The sequence below is a fragment of the Klebsiella variicola genome (genome assembly GCF_000828055.2).
In the GTDB taxonomy this organism is placed as follows: Bacteria; Pseudomonadota; Gammaproteobacteria; order Enterobacterales; family Enterobacteriaceae; genus Klebsiella; species Klebsiella variicola.
The window spans coordinates 2,022,091-2,041,585 of record NZ_CP010523.2; the positions used below are offsets into that span (position 1 = coordinate 2,022,091).

Genomic DNA, 19,495 nt, shown 5'->3' on the forward strand with positions numbered 1-19,495 from the left:
AGCTTGCATGACCCGTCCGGTAGTGGCCAGCATCGACCTGCTGGCCTTGCGGCAGAATTTACAGATAGTGCGTCGCGCGGCCCCCGGGTCGCGCCTGTGGGCGGTGGTCAAGGCCAACGCTTACGGCCACGGCGTGGCGCGCGTATGGAGTGCGTTAAGCGGGGCGGATGGTTTCGCCTTGCTCAACCTGGAAGAGGCGATCCTGCTGCGCGAGCAGGGCTGGAAAGGTCCGATCCTGCTGCTGGAGGGCTTCTTCCATGCCGATGAATTGGCGGTGCTCGATCAATATCGCTTAACCACCAGCGTCCACAGCAACTGGCAGATTAAGGCGCTGCAGCAGGCGAAGCTGCGCGCGCCGCTGGATATCTATCTCAAGGTGAACAGCGGTATGAACCGGCTGGGCTTTATGCCGGAGCGGGTGCATACCGTCTGGCAGCAGTTGCGGGCGATAAGCAACGTCGGCGAGATGACGCTGATGTCGCACTTCGCGGAGGCGGAGAACCCGCAGGGGATTGTCGAGCCGATGCGCCGTATCGAACAGGCGGCGGAGGGGCTGGATTGTCCGCGCTCGCTGGCCAACTCGGCGGCGACCCTCTGGCATCCGGAAGCGCATTTTGACTGGGTGCGTCCGGGCATCGTGCTGTATGGCGCGTCGCCTTCCGGGCAGTGGCAGGACATCGCGAACACCGGGCTGAAGCCGGTCATGACGCTGCGCAGCGAAATCATCGGCGTGCAGAACCTGCGCCCCGGCGAGGCGATTGGCTATGGCGGCCTGTACCGCACCCCCCAGGAGCAGCGGATCGGCATCGTCGCCTGCGGCTATGCCGATGGCTATCCGCGGGTGGCGCCGAGCGGCACGCCGGTGCTGGTGGACGGCGTACGCACCACCACCGTTGGACGCGTATCGATGGATATGCTGGCGGTTGATTTAACGCCTTGTCCGCAGGCCGGGATCGGCGCGCCGGTCGAGCTGTGGGGCAAAGAGATTAAAATCGACGACGTGGCGGCCAGCAGCGGCACCGTCGGCTATGAGTTGATGTGCGCCCTGGCGCCGCGGGTGCCGGTTGTGACCCTGTAACTTATTCCGGGGCGGATCACTCCGCCGATCTTTGCCAGTGCCAGTGCCGATGGCCGGGGCCGAAGGGGGGGTATTTCTGTACCCGCCGGAAGGGGCGCTGGTTGACATTGGTTTTGCCGATGGCAGACCTGATAAGTCACTAATATGTCAGACATTACCAGAGGGCTAGGTGTTGCCTGATATCAAACCCGGTGAACAGCTTCAACAGCAGCGCGCCGGGGTGAGCCAGCGCGTAACGCAGGCGGGATCGTGGCAAAGAGAAACTGACTAGGCGATTGAAGAGACAAGCAGCCAGCGTAAGGTCAGCAGTGAACAGGAGAACCGATCTGTAACCGAACGCACAAGGGTTGTTAAAGCGAACGACACAGCAACCGTGTTGGGTACAGCTAAACTCATGGCCGGTGCCGTGGTGCAGCTGGCCGATGGAGATTACACCACTGGGGCAACCGGCAACATAGCCAGCCACTGCGGCAAAGACAGATCCGCCAGTGTTGGGCAGAATGACAATCTGGCGGTGGGCGGCTCGCTTACAGAGAAAATCCAGGGCATACGGCGCAGTGTGGCGGCGGCTCAGGAATTACTCGCGCCCTCCATCCGCCTGGGGAGCGAGGACTTGAATGTGTTAAGCCTGCTTACCGATACGCTGGATGTGCTGCGGCAACTGGCCGTACAGACCGCACTGCACACCCACAACAGCACCGGTACACCCACCAACAAAAATGCTTTTGCAGCAGCAGGTGCTAAAGCCGAAAATTACACGAGAAATATGCACCTTACATAGCTTAATTATATTTTTAGGCAGGTTTAGCATAAAACCATTTTATTTCTTATAGATTCAGTTGGTAATCATCACCATTAAGGACTTTTTTCATTAATTCAAGTGCTAAAGGTGAATATTTATGGAATCCTGTCTTACCAGTCATGATTGTTATGTGATAGTTGTTATCGCTCGATTTTATATCGAAGCCTTTTTCCTCTTCGATTATATCAATTATGTTTTGTACTGCATGCCACGATTGACGGCCTAAAAGTTTTGCAACCTCGGACATTGTAAACGGATAGTTTGCATTTAATGCTTGTCCATTGTTAAGCTCAGCAATTCCATACAATTTCGGAAGGGTACTTCCTTCCTCTGCAATCTGCCTAAGCATTTCAAAATCATACTCTAACTCTTGCTTTACTAGCGACTGAGAGGCAAAGGTGTAGGTTCTGGCCAAAAGTGCTCTGATTAATTTCGGGTTGACACTGATTTCAGGTGAGTTTGATGACAGTGCATCATATACCCAACCAAAACTATTGGCATATATTACCTTGATTCTTATCGATTTGTTTTCTCCAACACCTATGAGGATCTCTTTCTGATGTGATCCGGTTTTTTCACAATCCACATCAAAAGAAACTAAGTAGATATTAGGGATAAGAGAGTTGTTTGGTGAAATTATTTCATCTATATCCGAAAGGATTGACTTTATATTTTCATCGTTGACGCTATAGCCAAAAAAGAATAATGGATGTTCAGCGAAATAGGTTAACAGCTTTGCACTGATATACTTTCTTCTATTGTAGAATCTAATATAGTCATCATTTGTTATTATCAAACTTTCCGGCTCATTACTACTTCCGTGTATTTTCATTATCTCGCCGTAGGAAGTGTAATTAACCGTGACGACATCTTGACCAACAATCGGTTGGTAGTTTTCAAAAATCTTTTCTAATATATTGTCATAATTTGTTGTTATAACTGCATGCGGCCTTATTTTTATTAGTTTATTTATTTCCTCTTTATGCTCATGTTCATCAAAATTTACGCTGTTCGATAAGTTATTTAAATGCTCTGATATCAAATGCTTTATATATATATCTTTAGAATTATTGCCTGTGAAATACTTCTCGGGAAAACGATCTTTACCTGCATCCCACGCCCATTCAGCATATGATTCAGAAAAATCACTTGCAATCATAGGTTTATTTGCATTATGCATTTGGTTGTAATAACCATATGGGCGGGTTATTAGAGGGCACAGATCCGCTAAATACTTTAAAAGGTCTTCCCAGCAAGGAGAGTTCATGTATCTTTGTGATATACCTGCCCCCATGAATAATATGGGCTGCACTTGGAGCCCTTCAAGGCAAGATTTTATATCCTTAATGATTTCAGCTTGATACTCATGGAATTCCATAGTTATACCTTGACCCTTTTTAAGCAGATTGATTTAGTCTATAAAATGGATTCATATATGTGTATATAACATATATTTGGTTCAAACACTCTAACATTACCTTAGCCCTCAGGGTTTACCTGTCAATATCTTATCATTGAAATCGATATAATTTATCGAAAAATTGCCCTTATTTTTAATCCGATACCTACATCACACGGTGATTAAAGTGCCCATACAGAGAGTTAAGCTAGATGAGGTCTGGCTCAACATTTCGATGGGGTTCTGTGTCTGGTTTGTCGTTAATTCTTCTTGAGGTCATATGACGCCATACATGCTAGCAATGGACTCGTAACTTTTACATATCCTCAGATTGCATTGAATACACTTGGGGATGCGTACGCAAAGTCTTGTCAGACGGAAACGGCGCTACACCGCACCCGCCTGCACTATTTATGCAAAAGAATTTCCGCGCAGATTATACCGCCAGTCAGCGCCACCGAAGGGCTTCTGCGGCCTGTAAACTTTTGCAATTTCTGCACTGTTTTTCAATAATTTGCAAAACAGGAGCGGTTACGGAGAAATGAGAATTTCATAACTTGATGTTTTAACGGCAGATTAATTACCTTTCGTGGGGTTGCGTGGTGTTGGTCCCGGGAAACAGCAGGGAATGAAAAATTCATGTAATGTCAGGCATGGCAAGGGAGGCGGTCATGTTTTCAGCTCTGGAAGTATTGCATTTTATTGCGACCTCCATCGTAAAAATGTTGCCAGTCGAGAAGCGCTCTGCACAGGCATGATGTGTAAGTAATTCCCACCCGCAACGACTCCATGCAGAGGAAATATAAATATTACATATACACAACAATTACACCAACAAATCGGGGTGATTTTTAGCCAATCTGGATATTTTCAAAAGTTAAGGGGGCATCGGAAAACCATCACAAACGTCACGAGATTTTAAAATTAGTCTTATCTATATGATATTTATGGGTAAATTAACATTGTTAAAACCATCACTAAGCCATCACAGTGTGACGGTCTTAAAACATCACATGTCTGTTTTATAACTCATTGAATTTATGAGGTGTGACGGTTTCTGTTGCGTTTTGTGATGGTTTAACCGTCACAAATTTTATTCACTAAAATCATGGTTATACATGGGTTTTTGCAAGGTGTGACGGTTGTGATGGTTTTCCGATGGCCGACTTAAATATGGAGGAGGTCGATAGCATATTTATTAACATTATGCAGACGCAATAAAAGCCCCAAAAAGAGGGGCTAGTTCATCGTTTACTGGCGGGCACTATGGCCTTAAAGGCGATTGATGCAAGTTTAATTAAACTGGCTGTGGTTATTTTGTGGACCGTTATTTTAAAAAACTATATTAATATCAATAAATTAATTCAAGCTGTGAAGCGGATCACTCCGCCTCGTCTTCCGCGACCCGCACCCCAACCTTCAGCACGTGATCGTTCTCTTTTTCCGCCACCGTCCACACCATCCCGGCGAACTCCACCTGGTCCCCCACCACCGGCGCCGCGCCCAGCAGCTGCTGCACCACTTCCCCGAGCGACTGCTGATGCTCGCGGAACTCCTCTCCGCCGTCGAGGCCGTAGATTTGCGCCACATCGGCGAAGCGGGCCTCGGCATCAAGAATGAAGTCGCCGAAAAAGCGCTGATCGAGCGCCACCGGCGGCGACTGGCTGAACATTTTACCCAGTGCCGGCAGGTCGTGCTCGCGACCAATGACGCACAGGATATCGCCTTCCCGCAGGCGGGTGCTGCCGGTGGGGTGCAGCAGGGCATTGTTGCGAAACAGCGCCGCAATCCGCGTCTCCGGCGGCATATGCAGATCGCGCAGCGCCGCGCCGATGCACCACTTATCGGCGCCCAGCTGATAGACAAACTGCTCCCACGGGTTTTCCGGGTGAATATCCAGCCCGACGCGGGAGATGGGCCAGCTGATGGGCGGCACCACCACTTTGGCTTTCTTCGCCGCCCACGACAGCGAAGTGCCCTGCAGCAGCAGCGACACCAGCACCACGAAGAAGGCGACATTGAAGAACAAGCGGGCGTTGTCCAGCCCGGCCATCATCGGGAACACCGCGAGAATGATGGGCACCGCGCCGCGCAGGCCAACCCAGCTGATAAACACCCGTTCGCGCAGGTTAAAGCCGCGAAACGGCAGCAGGCCGGCAAACACCGACAGCGGGCGGGCAATGAAAATCATCCACATCGACAGCAGCAGCGCCGGGATGGCGATCGGCAGCAGGTCGGATGGCGTCACCAGCAGGCCCAGCACCAGGAACATGGCGATCTGCGCCAGCCATGCCAGGCCGTCGAAGTTCTGCAGGATACCGTGTCGGTTGCGGATCGGCCGGTTGCCCAGCAGAAAGCCGCAGAGATAGACGGCAAGGATACCGCTGCCGTCGAGGGTGGTGGTGACGGCGAAAATCATGATCCCGCCGCTCAGCGCCAGCAGCGGATAGAGCCCGGCGGGCAGCACGATGCGGTTAATCATCTGCAGCAACAGGTAGCCGCCGCCGAGGCCGATGGCGATCCCGAGGCCAAACTGCTGGATGATATGCACGGCGAACATCCAGCTGAGGCCGGTCTGGTGCTGCTGGATCATTTCGATCAGGGTGATGGTCAGGAAGACGGCCATCGGGTCGTTACTGCCTGACTCAATCTCCAGCGTTGAGCCGACGCGCTCGTTGAGCCCCTTGCCGCCGAGCAGCGAGAAGACCGCCGCGGCGTCGGTGGAGCCGACAATGGCGCCGATCAGCAGGCCTTCGATCATATCCAGCTTGAACAGCCAGGCCGCCATCATCCCGGTCAGCGCCGAGGTGATCAGTACCCCGACCGTCGCCAGCGACAGCGCAGGCCACAGTGCGACACGAAAGGAGCTGGCCTGGGTGCGCATCCCGCCGTCCAGCAGGATCACCGCCAGTGCCAGGTTACTCACCATATAGGCGAAGGGGTAGTTGTCGAAGGGGATGCCACCGATGCCGTCAATGCCTGCCAGCATCCCGATGGCCAGAAAGATGACCAGAATCGGGATGCCAAGGCGCGAAGAAAAGGAGCTCAATAAGATACTGCAGGTTACTAAAACAGAACCCAGAATAAACAGACTAATGACCGCAGCGGCGTCCAATGTTCACGTACTCCCTGACTGGCGTGAAAAAATGGCTAAAAGTGACACTATTTTAACAATTCGCAGGGGATCCGCCTATGCGTCCGGGAAATTTATTCTGTCAGCACCGGGTGGCCGCTGATCGTCAGAGTGGTGGTAGCTGCCTGATTCACCAGTCGCGCGCGGGCGCCCAGCGGCAGGGTCACCGTGCGCTGCTCGTGGCCAAACTCCAGTCCGCTAATCAACGGCAGGGAAAGCTGCTGGCGCAGGTAATCAAAGACCTGCGGCAAATCGTACCCCGCGTCATAGTCGTTTGGCGCGCTGCCGGTGAAGCTGCCGAAGATCACTGCTTTCTGCGCCGCCAGCACGCCGCTATGCAGCAGCTGAAGCAGCATGCGCTCGACGCGGAACGGGTGTTCGTTGATATCCTCCACCACCAGGATGCCGTCGCGGATCGACGGTAGCCACGGCGTGCCGATAAGCGAGGTCAGCATCGCCAGATTTCCCCCCCACAGGGTGCCTTCCACCTGGCAGTTCGGCCCTTCGCCCGGCCATTCGAGGGTAAATTCCGCCTGGCGTAGCGCCTGCCAGAAATGGTGCTCGGTAAACGGATCGAGGGTCTCCGCGCCGAAGTTGCCCGCGAGCATTGGCCCGCTGAAGGTGATGACGTTGCCCGTAGCCAGCAGGCCCGACTGGATAGCAGTGAAATCGCTGTGGCCGCAAATCAGCAGTGGGTCGCGCTGCTGGCGGGCAATCAGTCCCTGCCAGTCGATATGCGGCAGCAGGCGACTGGCGCCGTAGCCGCCGCGCACCGCGAGGACGATACGGTTGCGCCCGGGCAGCTGGGCCAGCTGGTTAATATCGGCCAGGCGTTCCTGTTCAGTCCCGGCGAAACGCTGCTGCCGGCGGGGAATGACCTGCTGGTGGGCCACCTCATGTCCGGCCTGCTGCAGACGCTCGACGCCGCGGGCTGCCGCCTGCTGGTTGATGCAATAACCCGATGGCGCGACCAGATAAAACTGAGACATGATAATTCCTTGCTATGAATGAAAGGGTTATGATGCCGCCTGGAATGGCGATTGTCATCTCCAGGTGGCTAACTTCAGTCCGCACCCGTCATCCTTCAGGTTGTCGGCCGGCGGGGGACGTACCGCTGCCGTCGTTCTGCAGCATGATGGCGTTTGGGTAGATAAGGATAGATGTGTGAAATTGAGATGGTTGCTTATTTTAGTCGTTTTTCTGGCCGGTTGTAGTTCGAAACATGATTACACTAACCCGCCGTGGAACCCCGAGGTCCCGGTGAAGCGGGCGATGCAGTGGATGCCGATCAGTGAAAAAGCCGGCGCCGCCTGGGGCGTGGACCCGCAGCTGATCACGGCGATCATCGCCATCGAGTCGGGCGGTAATCCTGCGGTGGTGAGTAAATCCGGCGCCGTCGGGCTGATGCAGCTCAAGCCGTCGACCTCCGGACGCGATGTCTACCGGCGGATGGGCTGGCGCGGCGAGCCGTCGGTCAGTGAGCTGAAAAACCCGGAACGTAATATCTCGATGGGGGCCGCCTATCTGAGCATTCTGGAGAACGGTCCGCTGGCGGGGATCAAAGACCCGCAGGTGATGCGCTACGCGGTGGTGGTCTCCTATGCCAACGGTGCCGGCGCCCTGCTGCGCACCTTCTCGTCGGATCGCCAGGACGCCATCGATGAGATTAACGATCTCGACGCCGATGAGTTCTTCGAGCATGTGGTGAAAAAACACCCGGCACCGCAGGCGCCGCGCTATATCTGGAAACTGCAGAAAGCGCTGGACGCCATGTAGGCCTACGCTCACCCCGCTGACCTGGCGGGGTGAGTGCTTCTCACTCGCCTAATCCTCGGTACGCAGCGAGGAGATAGCGCTCATCGGCGCAATGAGCGTTTTATAGTCCCGGTAGCGCTCGGGAAGGGATCCTGGGCCGTTCACCGCCACGCAGAGCATGGCTGTCGCGTCATCTTCCTGATCGCCTTTCAGCGCTAACGCTTCTCGTAACGCATCGATGCAGGCATGGGCGTCATGATGTGAGATGCCGCAGATATCGAGACGAATGGTTTTGCTAATGGCTTCTATCCATAACCCGCCCCACAAAACGCAACCCGTGGGCATGAGCAGGCAACTAAAGATGCTGTACGCGGTGAAGTCGAGCCAGATAAAGGTCTTACTGAAAACGATAATGCCGAGGGCGAGCGAAGGGATGCTGATGGCCAGCATATTACACCCGCGGCGCAGCGGACTTAAGGCTAAGCCCGCGCTCGCTATCTGTTCCTGCCAGAGGTTACGTCCGGCAATACTCAGGCTGCAGGGCAGATCTTCATGACACGGCTTTCGCACCTCAAAATGGTCAAACAGTATTCTTTCAATGACGTTCATTTCCTGGTTTGCATCGCGTCCGTTGGCCAAAACCTGCCCGGCCTCCGGGATCCACAGATACTTTTTACTGAGTAAGCTGAACATCGCCAGCTGGATCACCCGGGTCCCTTCTCCGGTCAGCCAGGCCAGCAGCCATGGACTGACCTCCGTCGCGTGCGGCTGGGGCTGAGCCGCTGGCCGTGTCACGACGATCGTCGTACCGATAGCAATATAGATACCCGGGACGATAAACATAAATCCGCCAAGAAACAGCAGTGGATGCAGATGCATCATAAAATTCCACATACTGTCCCCTCGTTAATCCAGGCGCTGCAGACAAAAGGGATACTGAATAAGGTTGATGATTTTTACATATTCAGCAAATCTTTCGGGAAGCAGGGTGGTTGTACCAATCGCCACGCAATAATCGGCGTTTTCATCGGTCAGGGTATCTGCGTCAGCAATAAGCGTCTCTTTCAGGGTATCAATATAGTGGTGAAGAATATTAATAGCGATCCCCTCCCGGTCGAGCCGGGTGACATTTAAGGTGATGCATAATAGCCACAGCCACCACAGTCCGGAAACCATAAACATCACCAGCCAGCTCAATACGCTGGAGTGAATTATCGCCTGATGATCAAATAGTGTTTTCCAGACGAGCACAGCGATTAACAGCAGGGAGGGGGCGGCAATCACTATCATGTTCCACGTTTGGTGCGTTGGGCTTAGCCGTAGCCCACTGCAGTGGGGATCGGTAGCCCAGTGGTTTTGTTCAGCGACGTGCAGAGAAAGCGGGAGATCCTGGTGACAGGATTTTGGCGTAGCGAAATGGTCAAACAGTATTTTTTCCACGCAGGTCATTTTGCATTCGGCATACTGCTGATTGGCGCAGAGCTGAATATCTTCAGCAGAATGGATGAGGGTGACATAGTTTTTTCTTAACAGCCGGAACATGGCCAGCTGAATGACGCGGGTGGCGCGATGACGTAGCCAGGCTAAAAAAGAGGGGGAGATAGAATAGGGCGCCGGAACGGCGGTGGTATTTTTAGCGGGGCGGGTCTTCACAATAATCATATTCAGCAGAATATATATCACTGTGGTGGATAATACATAATAACCCATAAATGATAACGGGTGTAAATTGGCGATATAGCTAATGACGGGGTTCACTTTTATTCCTTGTGAGCGCTATAACCGGTTTGCGCCAGCATAGTAAGCTTTCTCATCCACGGGGGGCAAGTGAAATAATGGGGTGGCATTTTTAAGTTAATTTCAGCAATAAAAGCGAGACAAAAGTCTTCATGAAAGCCTCCGCCGTCATGGCCGGAGGCTTATATTGCTGCGGTCAGTTAAAAGTCGTAGCCCACGGTGGCCATGACGCTGCGCTCTGCTCCCCAGTAGCAGTTGCCGGTGCCGTAGCAGCCGGAAATATACTCGCGGTCGCCGATATTGTTGGCGTTAACCTGCACATAAGCACCTTTCAGCGTTGGCGACCAGACACCGAGGTCGGCCCGCATCATGGCATCCATCAGCGTGACCGACGGCAGCCGCGCGGTGTTGGCATCATCCGCCCACTGTTTGCCGATGTAGCGGACGCCAGCGCCCACCGAGATCCCCGCCGGGAACTGATAGCGCGCCCAGAAGGAGGCCATCTGATCCGGGGTCAGCTGCGGCGTGTTGTTATCGGTACCGTCCCTGGTGTCCTGGAAGCGCAGACGATTCCAGGTATACGAGGCGATAGTACTCAGCTGCGGGGTGATCTGGTGGTGTGCTTCCAGCTCAACGCCCTGGGAATGGACCTTACCCGCCGGAATATAGGTGGCGGTGGCGATGTTCGGGTCGCGGGTGGCGACATCCTTTTGCGTCAGGTCGTAAATTGCAATGCTATAGAGGTCGCGGCTGCCCGGCGGCTGGAACTTCAGACCGGCTTCGACCTGCTCGGCGGTGGTCGGTTTCAGCGGTTTGCCGTCCGCGCCCGGCAGCATCGCCGGGGTGATCGCCTGGCTGTAGCTCAGATAAGGCGAAAGGCCATTATCCAGGGCGTACAACAGCGAGGCGCGGCCGCTGATATGGTCGTCTGAACGGCGGTTTGAGGTGCCGAAGGTATCGCTGACCTGCTGGGAAACGATGCGGTCGTAGCGTGCGGAAACATCCACATGCCAGCGGTTCCAGACCATCTCATCCTGCAGATACAGCCCGGTCTGGTAGTAGCGGCGATGATTGTCATCGCTGTAGGTGACGGTATGCCCGGTCTGCGCGGTATAGCCGGTAAACGGGTTTAGCGGCGCCGCACCGCCGGCGCCGGTCCACAGATCGTTGCGGAAGCGATGATATTCGGCGCCGAGGATCAGGGTATGCGCCAGGTCGCCAGTATTGAAATCGGCGCGCAGGCGGTTATCGGTCGACCAGCCGTCCAGCGAACCGCGCGAACCGCTGTAGCCGCGGGTCAGCATGTCGCTGTCATCTATCCAGCCGACCTGGTAGACCTGATCGAGGGAGACGTTGGTGTGGGTGTAGCTCCCGGCGGAATAGACCGACCAGACGTCGGTGAACTGGTGGTCAAACTCGTAGCTGTAGATCTGCTGGCGGCGCTGATAGCCATCTCCCGGATCGCCCTCGTTGGTGCTGGGGGAGAGCTTACGACCATTATGCGCGTAGCGGGTGCCATCCAGCGGCAAAGAGCCGTGGTAGCCGCCGGAAGGATCTTTTTGCAGATAGGCGCGCAGCAGCAGCGAGGTGTCGCTGTCCGGCTGCCATAGCAGGGAAGGCGAAATCGCGTAGCGCTCTTCGCGGGTATGGTCATACTGCGTGTCGCTGCTGCGGGTCATCCCGATCAGCCGCCATGCCCACTGCTCGTTGATGGCGTCGGTGTAATCGAAGGCCGCGCCTTTGGTATTTTGCGTACCGCCGGTCAGGCGGACGTGGCCCTGCTGGCTAAACTGCGGGCGTTTGGAGGTCAGGTTGACCACGCCGCCCGGCACGCTCTGCCCGTAGAGCGCGGAGGAGGGGCCGCGGATCACATCGACGCGTTCGATAAACCACGGGTCGATTTGCACAACGTTATGACTGCCGCCGTCGCTCATCAGGCGCATACCGTCGAGGAACAGGTTATCGACGTCGCCGCCGTGGTAGCCGCGCAGGGAGATAGCGTCGAACCGGGTCGCGCCGCCGCCGAAGCTGGAGTAGACCCCCGGGGTATATTCCAGCGCCTGGCTGATGGTATTCGCCCCCTGGTCCGCCATCTGCTGGCGGGTGACCACCGATACCGACTGGGCGGTGGTGATTAACGGCTGGTCGGTTTTCGTCGCCCCGAGCGAAGTGCTGGCGCTGTAGCCTTCAGTCGGCGCGCTGGCGGACGCCGGCGGGCTGGCAGTGACCACCACGGTCTCTTCAGCTAGCGCGGTGAGGGGAAGGGCGACCACGAGGGCGTACAGCAGCCTCGGGCGTTTTCGGGAAATAGCCACGTTCATAAGATCATCCTGAACCAACGCGGTCTGGTACTCCTGTACGCCGCCGCGGGAAAAACGAATCTGTCATTGTTCGTTAAAAAGTAATGCGAATTATTATTGTTTGTATTTATGTGATCAAGCGAAAGGTGACCGGTTCAGGGCGATGGGGGGAGTGACGTGCTTCCCGCGGGCCGCAGAGCGGGGCTGCACGGGGACGTTGTCAGCAGGGAGACGACTACCCCCTACCGAATTTGGTAGGGGGTGCGTGAAAAGCGTCAGGCGCCGGTTTTTTGCGCTGCCGCCGGTGCGGGGTCGTTGGCGGCTGGCTTGCTCTGCGCGGAAGGGGCCGCCGCCGGGCGCGTGGCGGGCAGGGCATCGCAGGGTTTCTCCTGCGGGCAGATCAGATCCAGCATCTTCAGGGTGACACCGTTGGTCCAGCCAAAGCCATCCTGTAGCGGATATTCGCCACCGCCGCCGCCGGTCCCGGTCGAGCTTACGTCATACTTCTCCACCAGCTTTTGCTTGCTGTCATAGGTGTGCTGAACGTTGCTCAGGAAGCGCCAGCTGACCTCCATGGCGATCTTTTGTTGGCCGTAGTTTTGCAGGCCCTCGACCGCCACCCACTGCAGCGGCGCCCAGCCGTTCGGGGCGTCCCACTGCTGACCGCTGTTGACGGTGGTGGTGGTCAGCCCGCCGGGTTTGAGCAGCCGCGACTCAGCGGCGGCGGCCACTTTCGTCGCCCGCTCGCGTGACGCCGCATTGACGTACAGCGGGAACAGCGCCGCCGCGGTCAGCTGATTGCGCACCTTGCGGGTTTTCAGATCGTAATCGGCGTACCATCCCTCTTTATCATTCCACAGATATTTCTCGATGGCCTGCTGGCGGGCATTAGCCAGCGCATCGTACTGCGTAGCGCCGGCGCTGTCCCCGGATGCCTTGCTGGCGCGGGCGAGGGTTTTCTCCAGATGGAACATCAGGGCATTGAGATCGACCGGGACAATCGAGGTGGTGCGAATGGTGGCGAGCTGCTGCGGATTATCCATCCAGCGGGAGCTGAAATCCCAGCCGGAGGCGGCGGCGGAGCGCAGGTCGCGATAGATCTCGGTTGCCGGACGATTCGGGTTGCTTTTGGCGGTTTTGACGTCGTCAAGCCAGGACTCGGGGCGCGGGGTGTCGTTATCGTCCCAGTAGCGGTTGAGCAGCGCGCCGTCCGCCATCCGCACCGCCCGTTTGTCAGCGCTGCCGGGGGCCAGCGCGTCCGCTCCGGCCATCCAGTAGCGATACTCCTTCTCCAGCTGCGGCTGGTAGGTTTTCAGTACCTGGTCGCCATCGTGCGTCGCCAGCAGGCTCACCATAAAGGAGAAGAAGGGGGGCTGCGAACGGCTGAGGTAATAGGTGCGGTTGCCGTTGGGGATATGGCCCCAGGTGTCAATTTCCGCGGCGAAGTTGGCGACCATATCTTCGACTTTATCCCAGTGACCGCTTTCGGCAAGACCCAGCATGGTGAAATAGCTGTCCCAGTAATAGACTTCGCGAAAGCGTCCGCCGGGGACCACGTAGGGCTTAGGCAGCGGCAGCAGCGAGTCCCATTTTTCCACCTCGACGGTGCTGCGGGTCAGGACCGGCCACAGGCCATCGATATGTTGACGCAGGGTTTGCCCTTTGGGCGGCACATAGGTGTCATTTTCTTTCGGCAGCGTGAAGTTCAGCTCGACGAAGTGGCGCAGGTCAAAGCTGGCCTGGTTTTTCTGCATCCGGTAATCGGCAAGGATCATCAGCGGATCGCTGTTAGGGATCGCGTCGGCGAAGGTTTTTTGATCGGCAAAGAGCTTCGCGCTCTGGACATCATTGAACAACGGGCCCAGCAGAATATCCGGCGAGGGGGGCGGCGCGGTTTTGCCGTCTTCCGCCTGGACATTCAGGCTCATCAGGGCGAGCAGGGCGCCGCCGATCGCCAGGCGCAGGGTACAGGGCAAAGCAGCGGGACGATGTGCATCAGTACTCGTCATGGGGAGTTCTCCTTATCATTATCGACTGCGGGCCACGACGTTTGGCCATCCAAAAACCTTAGACGAATATCTGCCGCTGCGCGTGTCAGGGGTAACATTTTGCGCGAAAACAGAGGATTTACCTGCCAGGTTTTCTGATATAACCACCAGCAAAGCGGTTAGGCTTACAGGCAAGCCAACGCGCCCGGGAGCCAGTCATGAATCGACGTCAATTTCTGCTGTTTAGCGCCGCTGCGCTGTCTGCGGTGCGGGGCGCGGCGGCCACTGCTCCGGCGCTGACGCTGCCGCTGTGGCCGGATCAACCGCCGGGGGGAGGCGGGCCGGGGGGCGAGGCTCGGTTATCCGCCCGCGGCGCGCTGAGCCATATCCCTCGTCCTGTGCTGACGGTCTGGCAACCCGCCCGGGCCACTGGCCACGGAGTGCTGGTGGCGGCCGGCGGCGGATACCAGCGGATCGAGATGGGCAGTGAGGCCTGGCCTGCGGCGCACTGGCTGACGGCGCACGGCTATACCGCCTATGTGCTGAGCTACCGCTTGCCGGGGGAGGGCTGGCAGGCCGGTGCGCTGGCGCCGCTGCAGGATGCGCAGCGGGCCCTGCGGCTGATCCGCGCCCGGGAATCGCAGGTCAGCGTGCTCGGTTTTTCGGCGGGGGGACATCTGCTGGGGATGGCCGCCTGTCGGCCGGCGTTTGCCAGCTACCCGCCGGAGGATGCGCTGGACCACCAGCCCGCCACCGCCGACGGCGCCGCGCTGATCTATCCGGTGATCACGCTCCTGCCGCCCTGGAGCCATACGGCGACCCATCGTCTGCTGGTGGGGCCGCAGGCGAGCGAGGCGGCCGACCGCGCCTGGTCGGTACAAACCTGGGTGACAACGGCCACACCGCCCTGTTTTCTGGTACAGGCGCAGGACGATCCGATTTCCGATCCGCACAATACGCTGTTGATGGCTGACGCCTGCCGCCAGCATCAGGTTCCTGTGCAGCTTTTCCGCTATACCCGCGGTGGCCATGGCTTTGGTATGGGGCGCCCGGGAACGCCGACGACCGCCTGGCCCACGGCCTATGCCGCCTGGCTGAAGGCGCTGGCGTCCACGATGGCGCAAAAATCGTAGCGCTGCCTCACGACGGTGCAACCGCAGCCGGGCGCGGGCGGCTGTTCTGGCGATTTTTTGCACAATCAGACGGCGGGTCAAAACAGATTTGCACAACGCCGCGGCGGTAGATGACCTGGCATAATTAATGCTTATCTCTTACCGGGATTACCACAAAGTGAGTACAACCGGAGGGGATAGCCATGATTAAAATTACGCTACCTGACGGGCATTATTATGACGAGATGCTGACCGCGCAGGGTGAACAGCGGCCGCACTATAATGCCTGGTGGCAATGGTTTCGCAACACCGATCAATTCTCTATCCGGCAGAAAAAAGCGCAAGCGGAACTGCTTTTTCACCGTATCGGCATCACCTTTAACGTGTACGGCGAGGATGAGGGAACCGAGCGGCTGATCCCGTTTGATAGCGTGCCGCGGATCATACCCGCCGGGGAGTGGCAGCGCATTGACCGCGGCATTCGCCAGCGGGTGAAAGCGCTCAACGCCTTCCTCTATGACATCTATCATGAGCAGAATATTCTGCGCGCGGGGCTGATCCCGGCCGAGCAGGTGCTGGCCAACGAGCAGTATCAGCCGTGCATGCAGGGCATCAACCTGCCAAACAACACCTATGCCCATATCACCGGCGTCGATATGGTGCGCAATAACGACGGTCAATACTACGTGCTGGAGGATAACCTGCGTACGCCGTCCGGCGTCTCCTACATGCTCGAAAACCGTAAGATGATGATGCGCCTCTATCCGGAGATGTTCGAGCAGCATCACATTGCGCCAGTGGAGCGTTACCCGAGCTACCTCCTGCAGACCCTGCGCGAAAGCTCGCTGGTGGATGACCCTTGCGTCGTGGTGATGACCCCGGGGCGCTTCAACAGCGCCTACTTTGAGCACAGCTTCCTGGCGCAGCAGATGGGGGTCGAGCTGGTGGAGAGCGCCGACCTGTTCATTAAGAACGGCGCGGTGTATATGCGGACCACCGAGGGGCCGCGGCGAGTGGATGTGATTTATCGCCGCATCGACGACGCCTGGCTCGACCCGCTGGCCTTCCGCGCCGATTCCATGCTCGGCGTACCGGGGCTGCTGTCAGTCTATCGCGCCGGCGGCGTGGTGCTGGCCAACGCTATCGGCACCGGCGTCGCCGACGACAAATCAATCTACCCGTACGTTCCGGAGATGATCCGCTTTTACCTCGGTGAACAGCCGATCCTCAGCAATATCCCCACCTGGCAGTGCCGGAAAGCAGAGGACCTGCGCTATGTGCTGAGTAACCTTGAGCTGATGGTGGTCAAGGAGGTCCATGGCGCCGGGGGCTACGGCATGCTGGTTGGCCCGCGTTCGACTAAAGAGGAGCGAGAGGCCTTCCGCCAGCGCCTGCTGGCCAATCCGGCCAACTATATCGCCCAGGACACCCTCGCGCTGTCGACCTGCCCCACCTTCGTTGATGAAGGTCTGTCGCCGCGACATATCGATTTAAGGCCCTACGTGCTGTCCGGGCAGGAGATGCGGCTGGTGCCCGGCGGCCTGACCCGCGTGGCGCTGACCGAAGGGTCGCTGGTGGTCAATTCGTCGCAGGGCGGCGGAACCAAGGATACCTGGGTGATGGAGGATGACGCATCATGCTAAGTCGTACGGCGAGTGAATTGTTCTGGATGGCCCGCTATCTCGAGCGGGCGGAAAGCTACGCCCGGGTACTGGACGTGACCTGGAAATTATCGATGATCCCCCGGCACAGCCAGCAGTCGCGGGATCTGGCGCTGCCGCTGAATTTGTCGATGACCCACGAGCTGTTTCAGGCGCGCCATGCCCGCTTTACCATGAGCAACCTGCTCAACTTTTTTGCCCTCGATGGCAACAACCCCTGCAGTATTTACAGCTGCGTGGAGATGGCGTGGAACAATGCGCACGCGGTGCGCGGCAGTCTGTCGGCCGAGGTGTGGGAGAGCATCAACGCCACCCGCATCGAGCTGCGAACCCTGCGCCAGCAGGGGCTGGGCGAACTCGGCAGCGACGGCTTTTTCGAGTGGGTGAAAGAGCGGGTGCATCTGTTTCGCGGGGCGGTGATTGGCACGCTGCTGCGCAACGACGCGCTGAGCTTTATCGGCATCGGCACGCTGATAGAGCGCGCCTTCGCCACCACCCAGCTGCTGCTGATTAAGGATCAACAACTGACCAACGACCCGGATCCGGTGCGGGAATACTATCGACTGGATACCTTGCTCAATGCGGTCAGCGCCCGCGAAGCCTACAACAGCCTCTATCGCCAGCCAGTCAGTCGCGAAACGGTGATGGAGCTGCTGATCCTGCGTAACGATATTCCGCGTTCGCTGCGCGCCAGCATTGCCGATCTGGTCGGCGAGCTGGAGAAGATCGCCAACGATCGCTCCTATCAACCGCTGCGCCTGGCCCATCAGCTCAACGTTGACCTGCGCTTCAGCACCCGCGACGACCTGGCGCAGGCGGACCTGCAGACCACCCTTAACGGCCTGCTGGCGAGAATTAACGCGCTGTCCGACAGCATCAGACAAACCTATCTGGAGGCCTTATGAAACTGGTCATCGATCATCTCACCCGCTATGGCTACGATGAAGAAGTGAAGTTTTCCACCCAGTATCTGCGCCTGACGCCGCGCAGTACCGGCCGGCAGACCATCACCGCCTGGACGCTGACCCTGCCGGACGGGGCGGCGGTGACCACTACCGACGGCTGGGGCAATGTGCTGCATGTGCTGACGCTGGATAACCCGCACAAGGAGATCACTATCCGCGCCAGCGGGATTGTCGATATCGCCGATGAAGGGGAGGAGACGCGTGATGAAGAGGCCGAGCTGCTGTCGCCGCTGGTTTTTCTGCGCTGTACGCCGCTAACCCGCGCCGATACGGCGATTCGTGAGTTTGCCCAGCGCCTCTATCGTCCCGATGCGGCGGAAGAAAGTCTGAATCAACTGATGGCGGATCTGCTGTTAAGAATGCCATACTCCCCCGGCGCGACCCAGGTGCAGGACTCCGCCGCCGACGCCTTCGCCCGCGCGAAGGGAGTGTGCCAGGATCATACCCATGTTTTTCTGGCCTGCTGCCGCGCACTGGAGATCCCGGCGCGCTACGTCAGCGGCTATGTTTACAGCGATAACGCTCAGCATGTGGCGATGCACGCCTGGGCGGAAGTCTGGCTCGACGGCCGCTGGCTGTCGTTTGATATCACCAATAATACCCGTCGCCTGAATCAGCATTTGCGGCTGGCGACCGGGCTGGATTATCTCGACGCCTGCCCGGTACGGGGCACCCGGCTGGGCGGCGGCGGGGAGATTATGTTAACCAACGCTGAAGTGCGCGAACACAGCCAGCAGGCGCAGCAGCAATAATACGGGAAAAACCGCAATGACCTACTGTGTGGCCATGTGCCTGGCGGATGGACTGGTGTTTGCTTCCGACTCCCGCACCAACGCGGGCGTCGACCATATTGCCACTTTTAAAAAGCTGCACGTTTTCCATCAGGAGGGGGAACGGGTGCTGGTGCTGCAATCCGCTGGCAACCTGGCCACCACCCAGAGCGTGATAAGCCTGCTCAGCGCGCGCATCCGTACCCAGCAGGAGCCGAATCTGATGCAGGTCACCTCCCTCTACGACGCCGCGATGCTGATCGGTAAAACGCTGCTGGAGGTGATCCAGCGCGACAGCAGCAACCAGCAGAACTGCAGTAACACCAACTTCAACTGCAACCTGCTGCTTGGCGGCCAGATCGCCGGCGAAACCCATCGTCTGTTCCATATTTATCCGGAGGGCAACTTTATTGAAGCCACCCGCGACACACCTTATTTCCAGATTGGTGAAAGCAAGTACGGCAAGCCGATCATCGATCGGGTGCTGACCATCGATACGCCGCTGGAGCAGGCGATGTGCTGCGCGTTGATCTCCATTGACTCGACGCTGCGCAGTAATCTGTCCGTCGGCCTGCCGCTGGATACGCTGCTCTACCGCAGCGGCAGCCTGAGCAGTGCCGGGCAGCATCGCATCACCGACAGCGATCCCTACTTCAACCGCATCCGCAAGGCGTGGTCTGAAGGGCTGTTGCACACCTTCCAGACGCTGCCGACCTGGACCCCAGCGGAGCGGGAAGAGAAGTAGCCCTGGAACACGACCTCGCCCGGAGCCCGGCCACACGGATGATGACCGGC

The 19,495-nt window shown here is 57.4% G+C and carries 14 protein-coding genes and 1 pseudogene; 8 read left to right on the forward strand and 7 right to left on the reverse strand.

Translation table 11 applies throughout. From position 1 onward, the window contains the following. Window positions 1-7 precede the first annotated feature (7 nt). Window positions 8-1,078: a catabolic alanine racemase DadX gene (dadX, locus tag SP68_RS09495; RefSeq protein WP_040968660.1), complete on the forward strand. Its 1,071-nt coding sequence runs from the start codon at window positions 8-10 to the stop codon at window positions 1,076-1,078. Window positions 1,079-1,472: 394 nt separating this feature from the next. Continuing rightward, window positions 1,473-1,859, forward strand: a complete 387-nt coding sequence (locus SP68_RS28840; RefSeq protein ID WP_016161373.1) for a hypothetical protein — start codon at window positions 1,473-1,475, stop codon at window positions 1,857-1,859. Between the two features lie 46 nt (window positions 1,860-1,905). Here SP68_RS28840 and SP68_RS09505 read toward each other — a convergent pair whose 3' ends face one another. From SP68_RS09505 to ldcA, 3 genes and pseudogenes are all read right to left on the reverse strand, one after another. After that, entirely contained in the window at window positions 1,906-3,258 is a 1,353-nt protein-coding gene (locus tag SP68_RS09505; protein WP_016161372.1) for an SIR2 family NAD-dependent protein deacylase, read from the reverse strand. A gap of 1,468 nt (window positions 3,259-4,726) precedes the next feature. Continuing rightward, window positions 4,727-6,394, reverse strand: a pseudogene (locus SP68_RS09510) (potassium/proton antiporter); the annotation flags it as partial. Between the two features lie 92 nt (window positions 6,395-6,486). Further along, entirely contained in the window at window positions 6,487-7,401 is a 915-nt protein-coding gene (gene ldcA / locus SP68_RS09515) for a muramoyltetrapeptide carboxypeptidase (RefSeq protein WP_016161371.1), read from the reverse strand. Between the two features lie 175 nt (window positions 7,402-7,576). On the opposite strand from ldcA, the gene emtA reads away from it, so the two are divergent. Then, entirely contained in the window at window positions 7,577-8,188 is a 612-nt protein-coding gene (gene emtA / locus SP68_RS09520) for a membrane-bound lytic murein transglycosylase EmtA (RefSeq protein WP_008804313.1), read from the forward strand. Between the two features lie 48 nt (window positions 8,189-8,236). Here the strand turns inward: emtA and SP68_RS09525 are convergent, their stop codons facing one another. The 4 genes from SP68_RS09525 to SP68_RS09540 all read right to left on the reverse strand — a co-directional run bounded on the left by SP68_RS09525 (window position 8,237) and on the right by SP68_RS09540 (window position 14,213). Continuing rightward, window positions 8,237-9,061 (reverse strand): TIGR04222 domain-containing membrane protein, encoded by an 825-nt coding sequence (locus tag SP68_RS09525; protein WP_040968659.1) that lies wholly within the window; start codon window positions 9,059-9,061, stop codon window positions 8,237-8,239. A 12-nt stretch (window positions 9,062-9,073) separates the two neighbouring features. Beyond that, complete coding sequence (locus SP68_RS09530; protein WP_040968658.1) at window positions 9,074-9,925, reverse strand: DUF2207 domain-containing protein; 852 nt, start codon at window positions 9,923-9,925, stop codon at window positions 9,074-9,076. 179 nt (window positions 9,926-10,104) lie between these two features. Then, window positions 10,105-12,225 (reverse strand): TonB-dependent siderophore receptor, encoded by a 2,121-nt coding sequence (locus SP68_RS09535; RefSeq protein ID WP_040968657.1) that lies wholly within the window; start codon window positions 12,223-12,225, stop codon window positions 10,105-10,107. 254 nt (window positions 12,226-12,479) lie between these two features. Next, window positions 12,480-14,213: an alpha,alpha-trehalase gene (locus SP68_RS09540; RefSeq protein ID WP_023340388.1), complete on the reverse strand. Its 1,734-nt coding sequence runs from the start codon at window positions 14,211-14,213 to the stop codon at window positions 12,480-12,482. A 197-nt stretch (window positions 14,214-14,410) separates the two neighbouring features. On the opposite strand from SP68_RS09540, the gene SP68_RS09545 reads away from it, so the two are divergent. From SP68_RS09545 to SP68_RS09565, 5 genes are all read left to right on the forward strand, one after another. Next, the gene (locus tag SP68_RS09545) at window positions 14,411-15,325 is read left to right on the forward strand and encodes an alpha/beta hydrolase (protein ID WP_012541286.1); all 915 of its coding nucleotides are present in this window, start codon (window positions 14,411-14,413) and stop codon (window positions 15,323-15,325) included. Between the two features lie 182 nt (window positions 15,326-15,507). After that, on the forward strand, window positions 15,508-16,947 hold the full coding sequence (locus SP68_RS09550; protein WP_004180417.1) for a circularly permuted type 2 ATP-grasp protein: 1,440 nt from the start codon (window positions 15,508-15,510) through the stop codon (window positions 16,945-16,947). Further along, window positions 16,941-17,870: an alpha-E domain-containing protein gene (locus SP68_RS09555; protein WP_002910835.1), complete on the forward strand. Its 930-nt coding sequence runs from the start codon at window positions 16,941-16,943 to the stop codon at window positions 17,868-17,870. The genes SP68_RS09550 and SP68_RS09555 overlap by 7 nt, the downstream gene beginning before the upstream one ends. After that, window positions 17,867-18,682: a transglutaminase family protein gene (locus tag SP68_RS09560; RefSeq protein ID WP_008804319.1), complete on the forward strand. Its 816-nt coding sequence runs from the start codon at window positions 17,867-17,869 to the stop codon at window positions 18,680-18,682. The genes SP68_RS09555 and SP68_RS09560 overlap by 4 nt, the downstream gene beginning before the upstream one ends. Window positions 18,683-18,698: 16 nt before the next feature. Then, the gene (locus SP68_RS09565) at window positions 18,699-19,445 is read left to right on the forward strand and encodes a proteasome-type protease (protein WP_040968653.1); all 747 of its coding nucleotides are present in this window, start codon (window positions 18,699-18,701) and stop codon (window positions 19,443-19,445) included. The last annotated feature ends 50 nt before the right edge of the window (window positions 19,446-19,495 follow it).

Coding starts and splice junctions, on each gene's coding strand:
- SP68_RS09540 (WP_023340388.1), bottom strand. CDS start 14,213: ATGACGAGTACTGATGCACATCGTCCCGCTGCTTTGCCCTGTACCCTG.
- SP68_RS09545 (WP_012541286.1), top strand. CDS start 14,411: ATGAATCGACGTCAATTTCTGCTGTTTAGCGCCGCTGCGCTGTCTGCG.
- SP68_RS09560 (WP_008804319.1), top strand. CDS start 17,867: ATGAAACTGGTCATCGATCATCTCACCCGCTATGGCTACGATGAAGAA.
- dadX (WP_040968660.1), top strand. CDS start 8: ATGACCCGTCCGGTAGTGGCCAGCATCGACCTGCTGGCCTTGCGGCAG.
- SP68_RS09525 (WP_040968659.1), bottom strand. CDS start 9,061: ATGTGGAATTTTATGATGCATCTGCATCCACTGCTGTTTCTTGGCGGA.
- SP68_RS09555 (WP_002910835.1), top strand. CDS start 16,941: ATGCTAAGTCGTACGGCGAGTGAATTGTTCTGGATGGCCCGCTATCTC.
- SP68_RS28840 (WP_016161373.1), top strand. CDS start 1,473: ATGGCCGGTGCCGTGGTGCAGCTGGCCGATGGAGATTACACCACTGGG.
- SP68_RS09565 (WP_040968653.1), top strand. CDS start 18,699: ATGACCTACTGTGTGGCCATGTGCCTGGCGGATGGACTGGTGTTTGCT.
- SP68_RS09535 (WP_040968657.1), bottom strand. CDS start 12,225: ATGAACGTGGCTATTTCCCGAAAACGCCCGAGGCTGCTGTACGCCCTC.
- SP68_RS09505 (WP_016161372.1), bottom strand. CDS start 3,258: ATGGAATTCCATGAGTATCAAGCTGAAATCATTAAGGATATAAAATCT.
- SP68_RS09550 (WP_004180417.1), top strand. CDS start 15,508: ATGATTAAAATTACGCTACCTGACGGGCATTATTATGACGAGATGCTG.
- ldcA (WP_016161371.1), bottom strand. CDS start 7,401: ATGTCTCAGTTTTATCTGGTCGCGCCATCGGGTTATTGCATCAACCAG.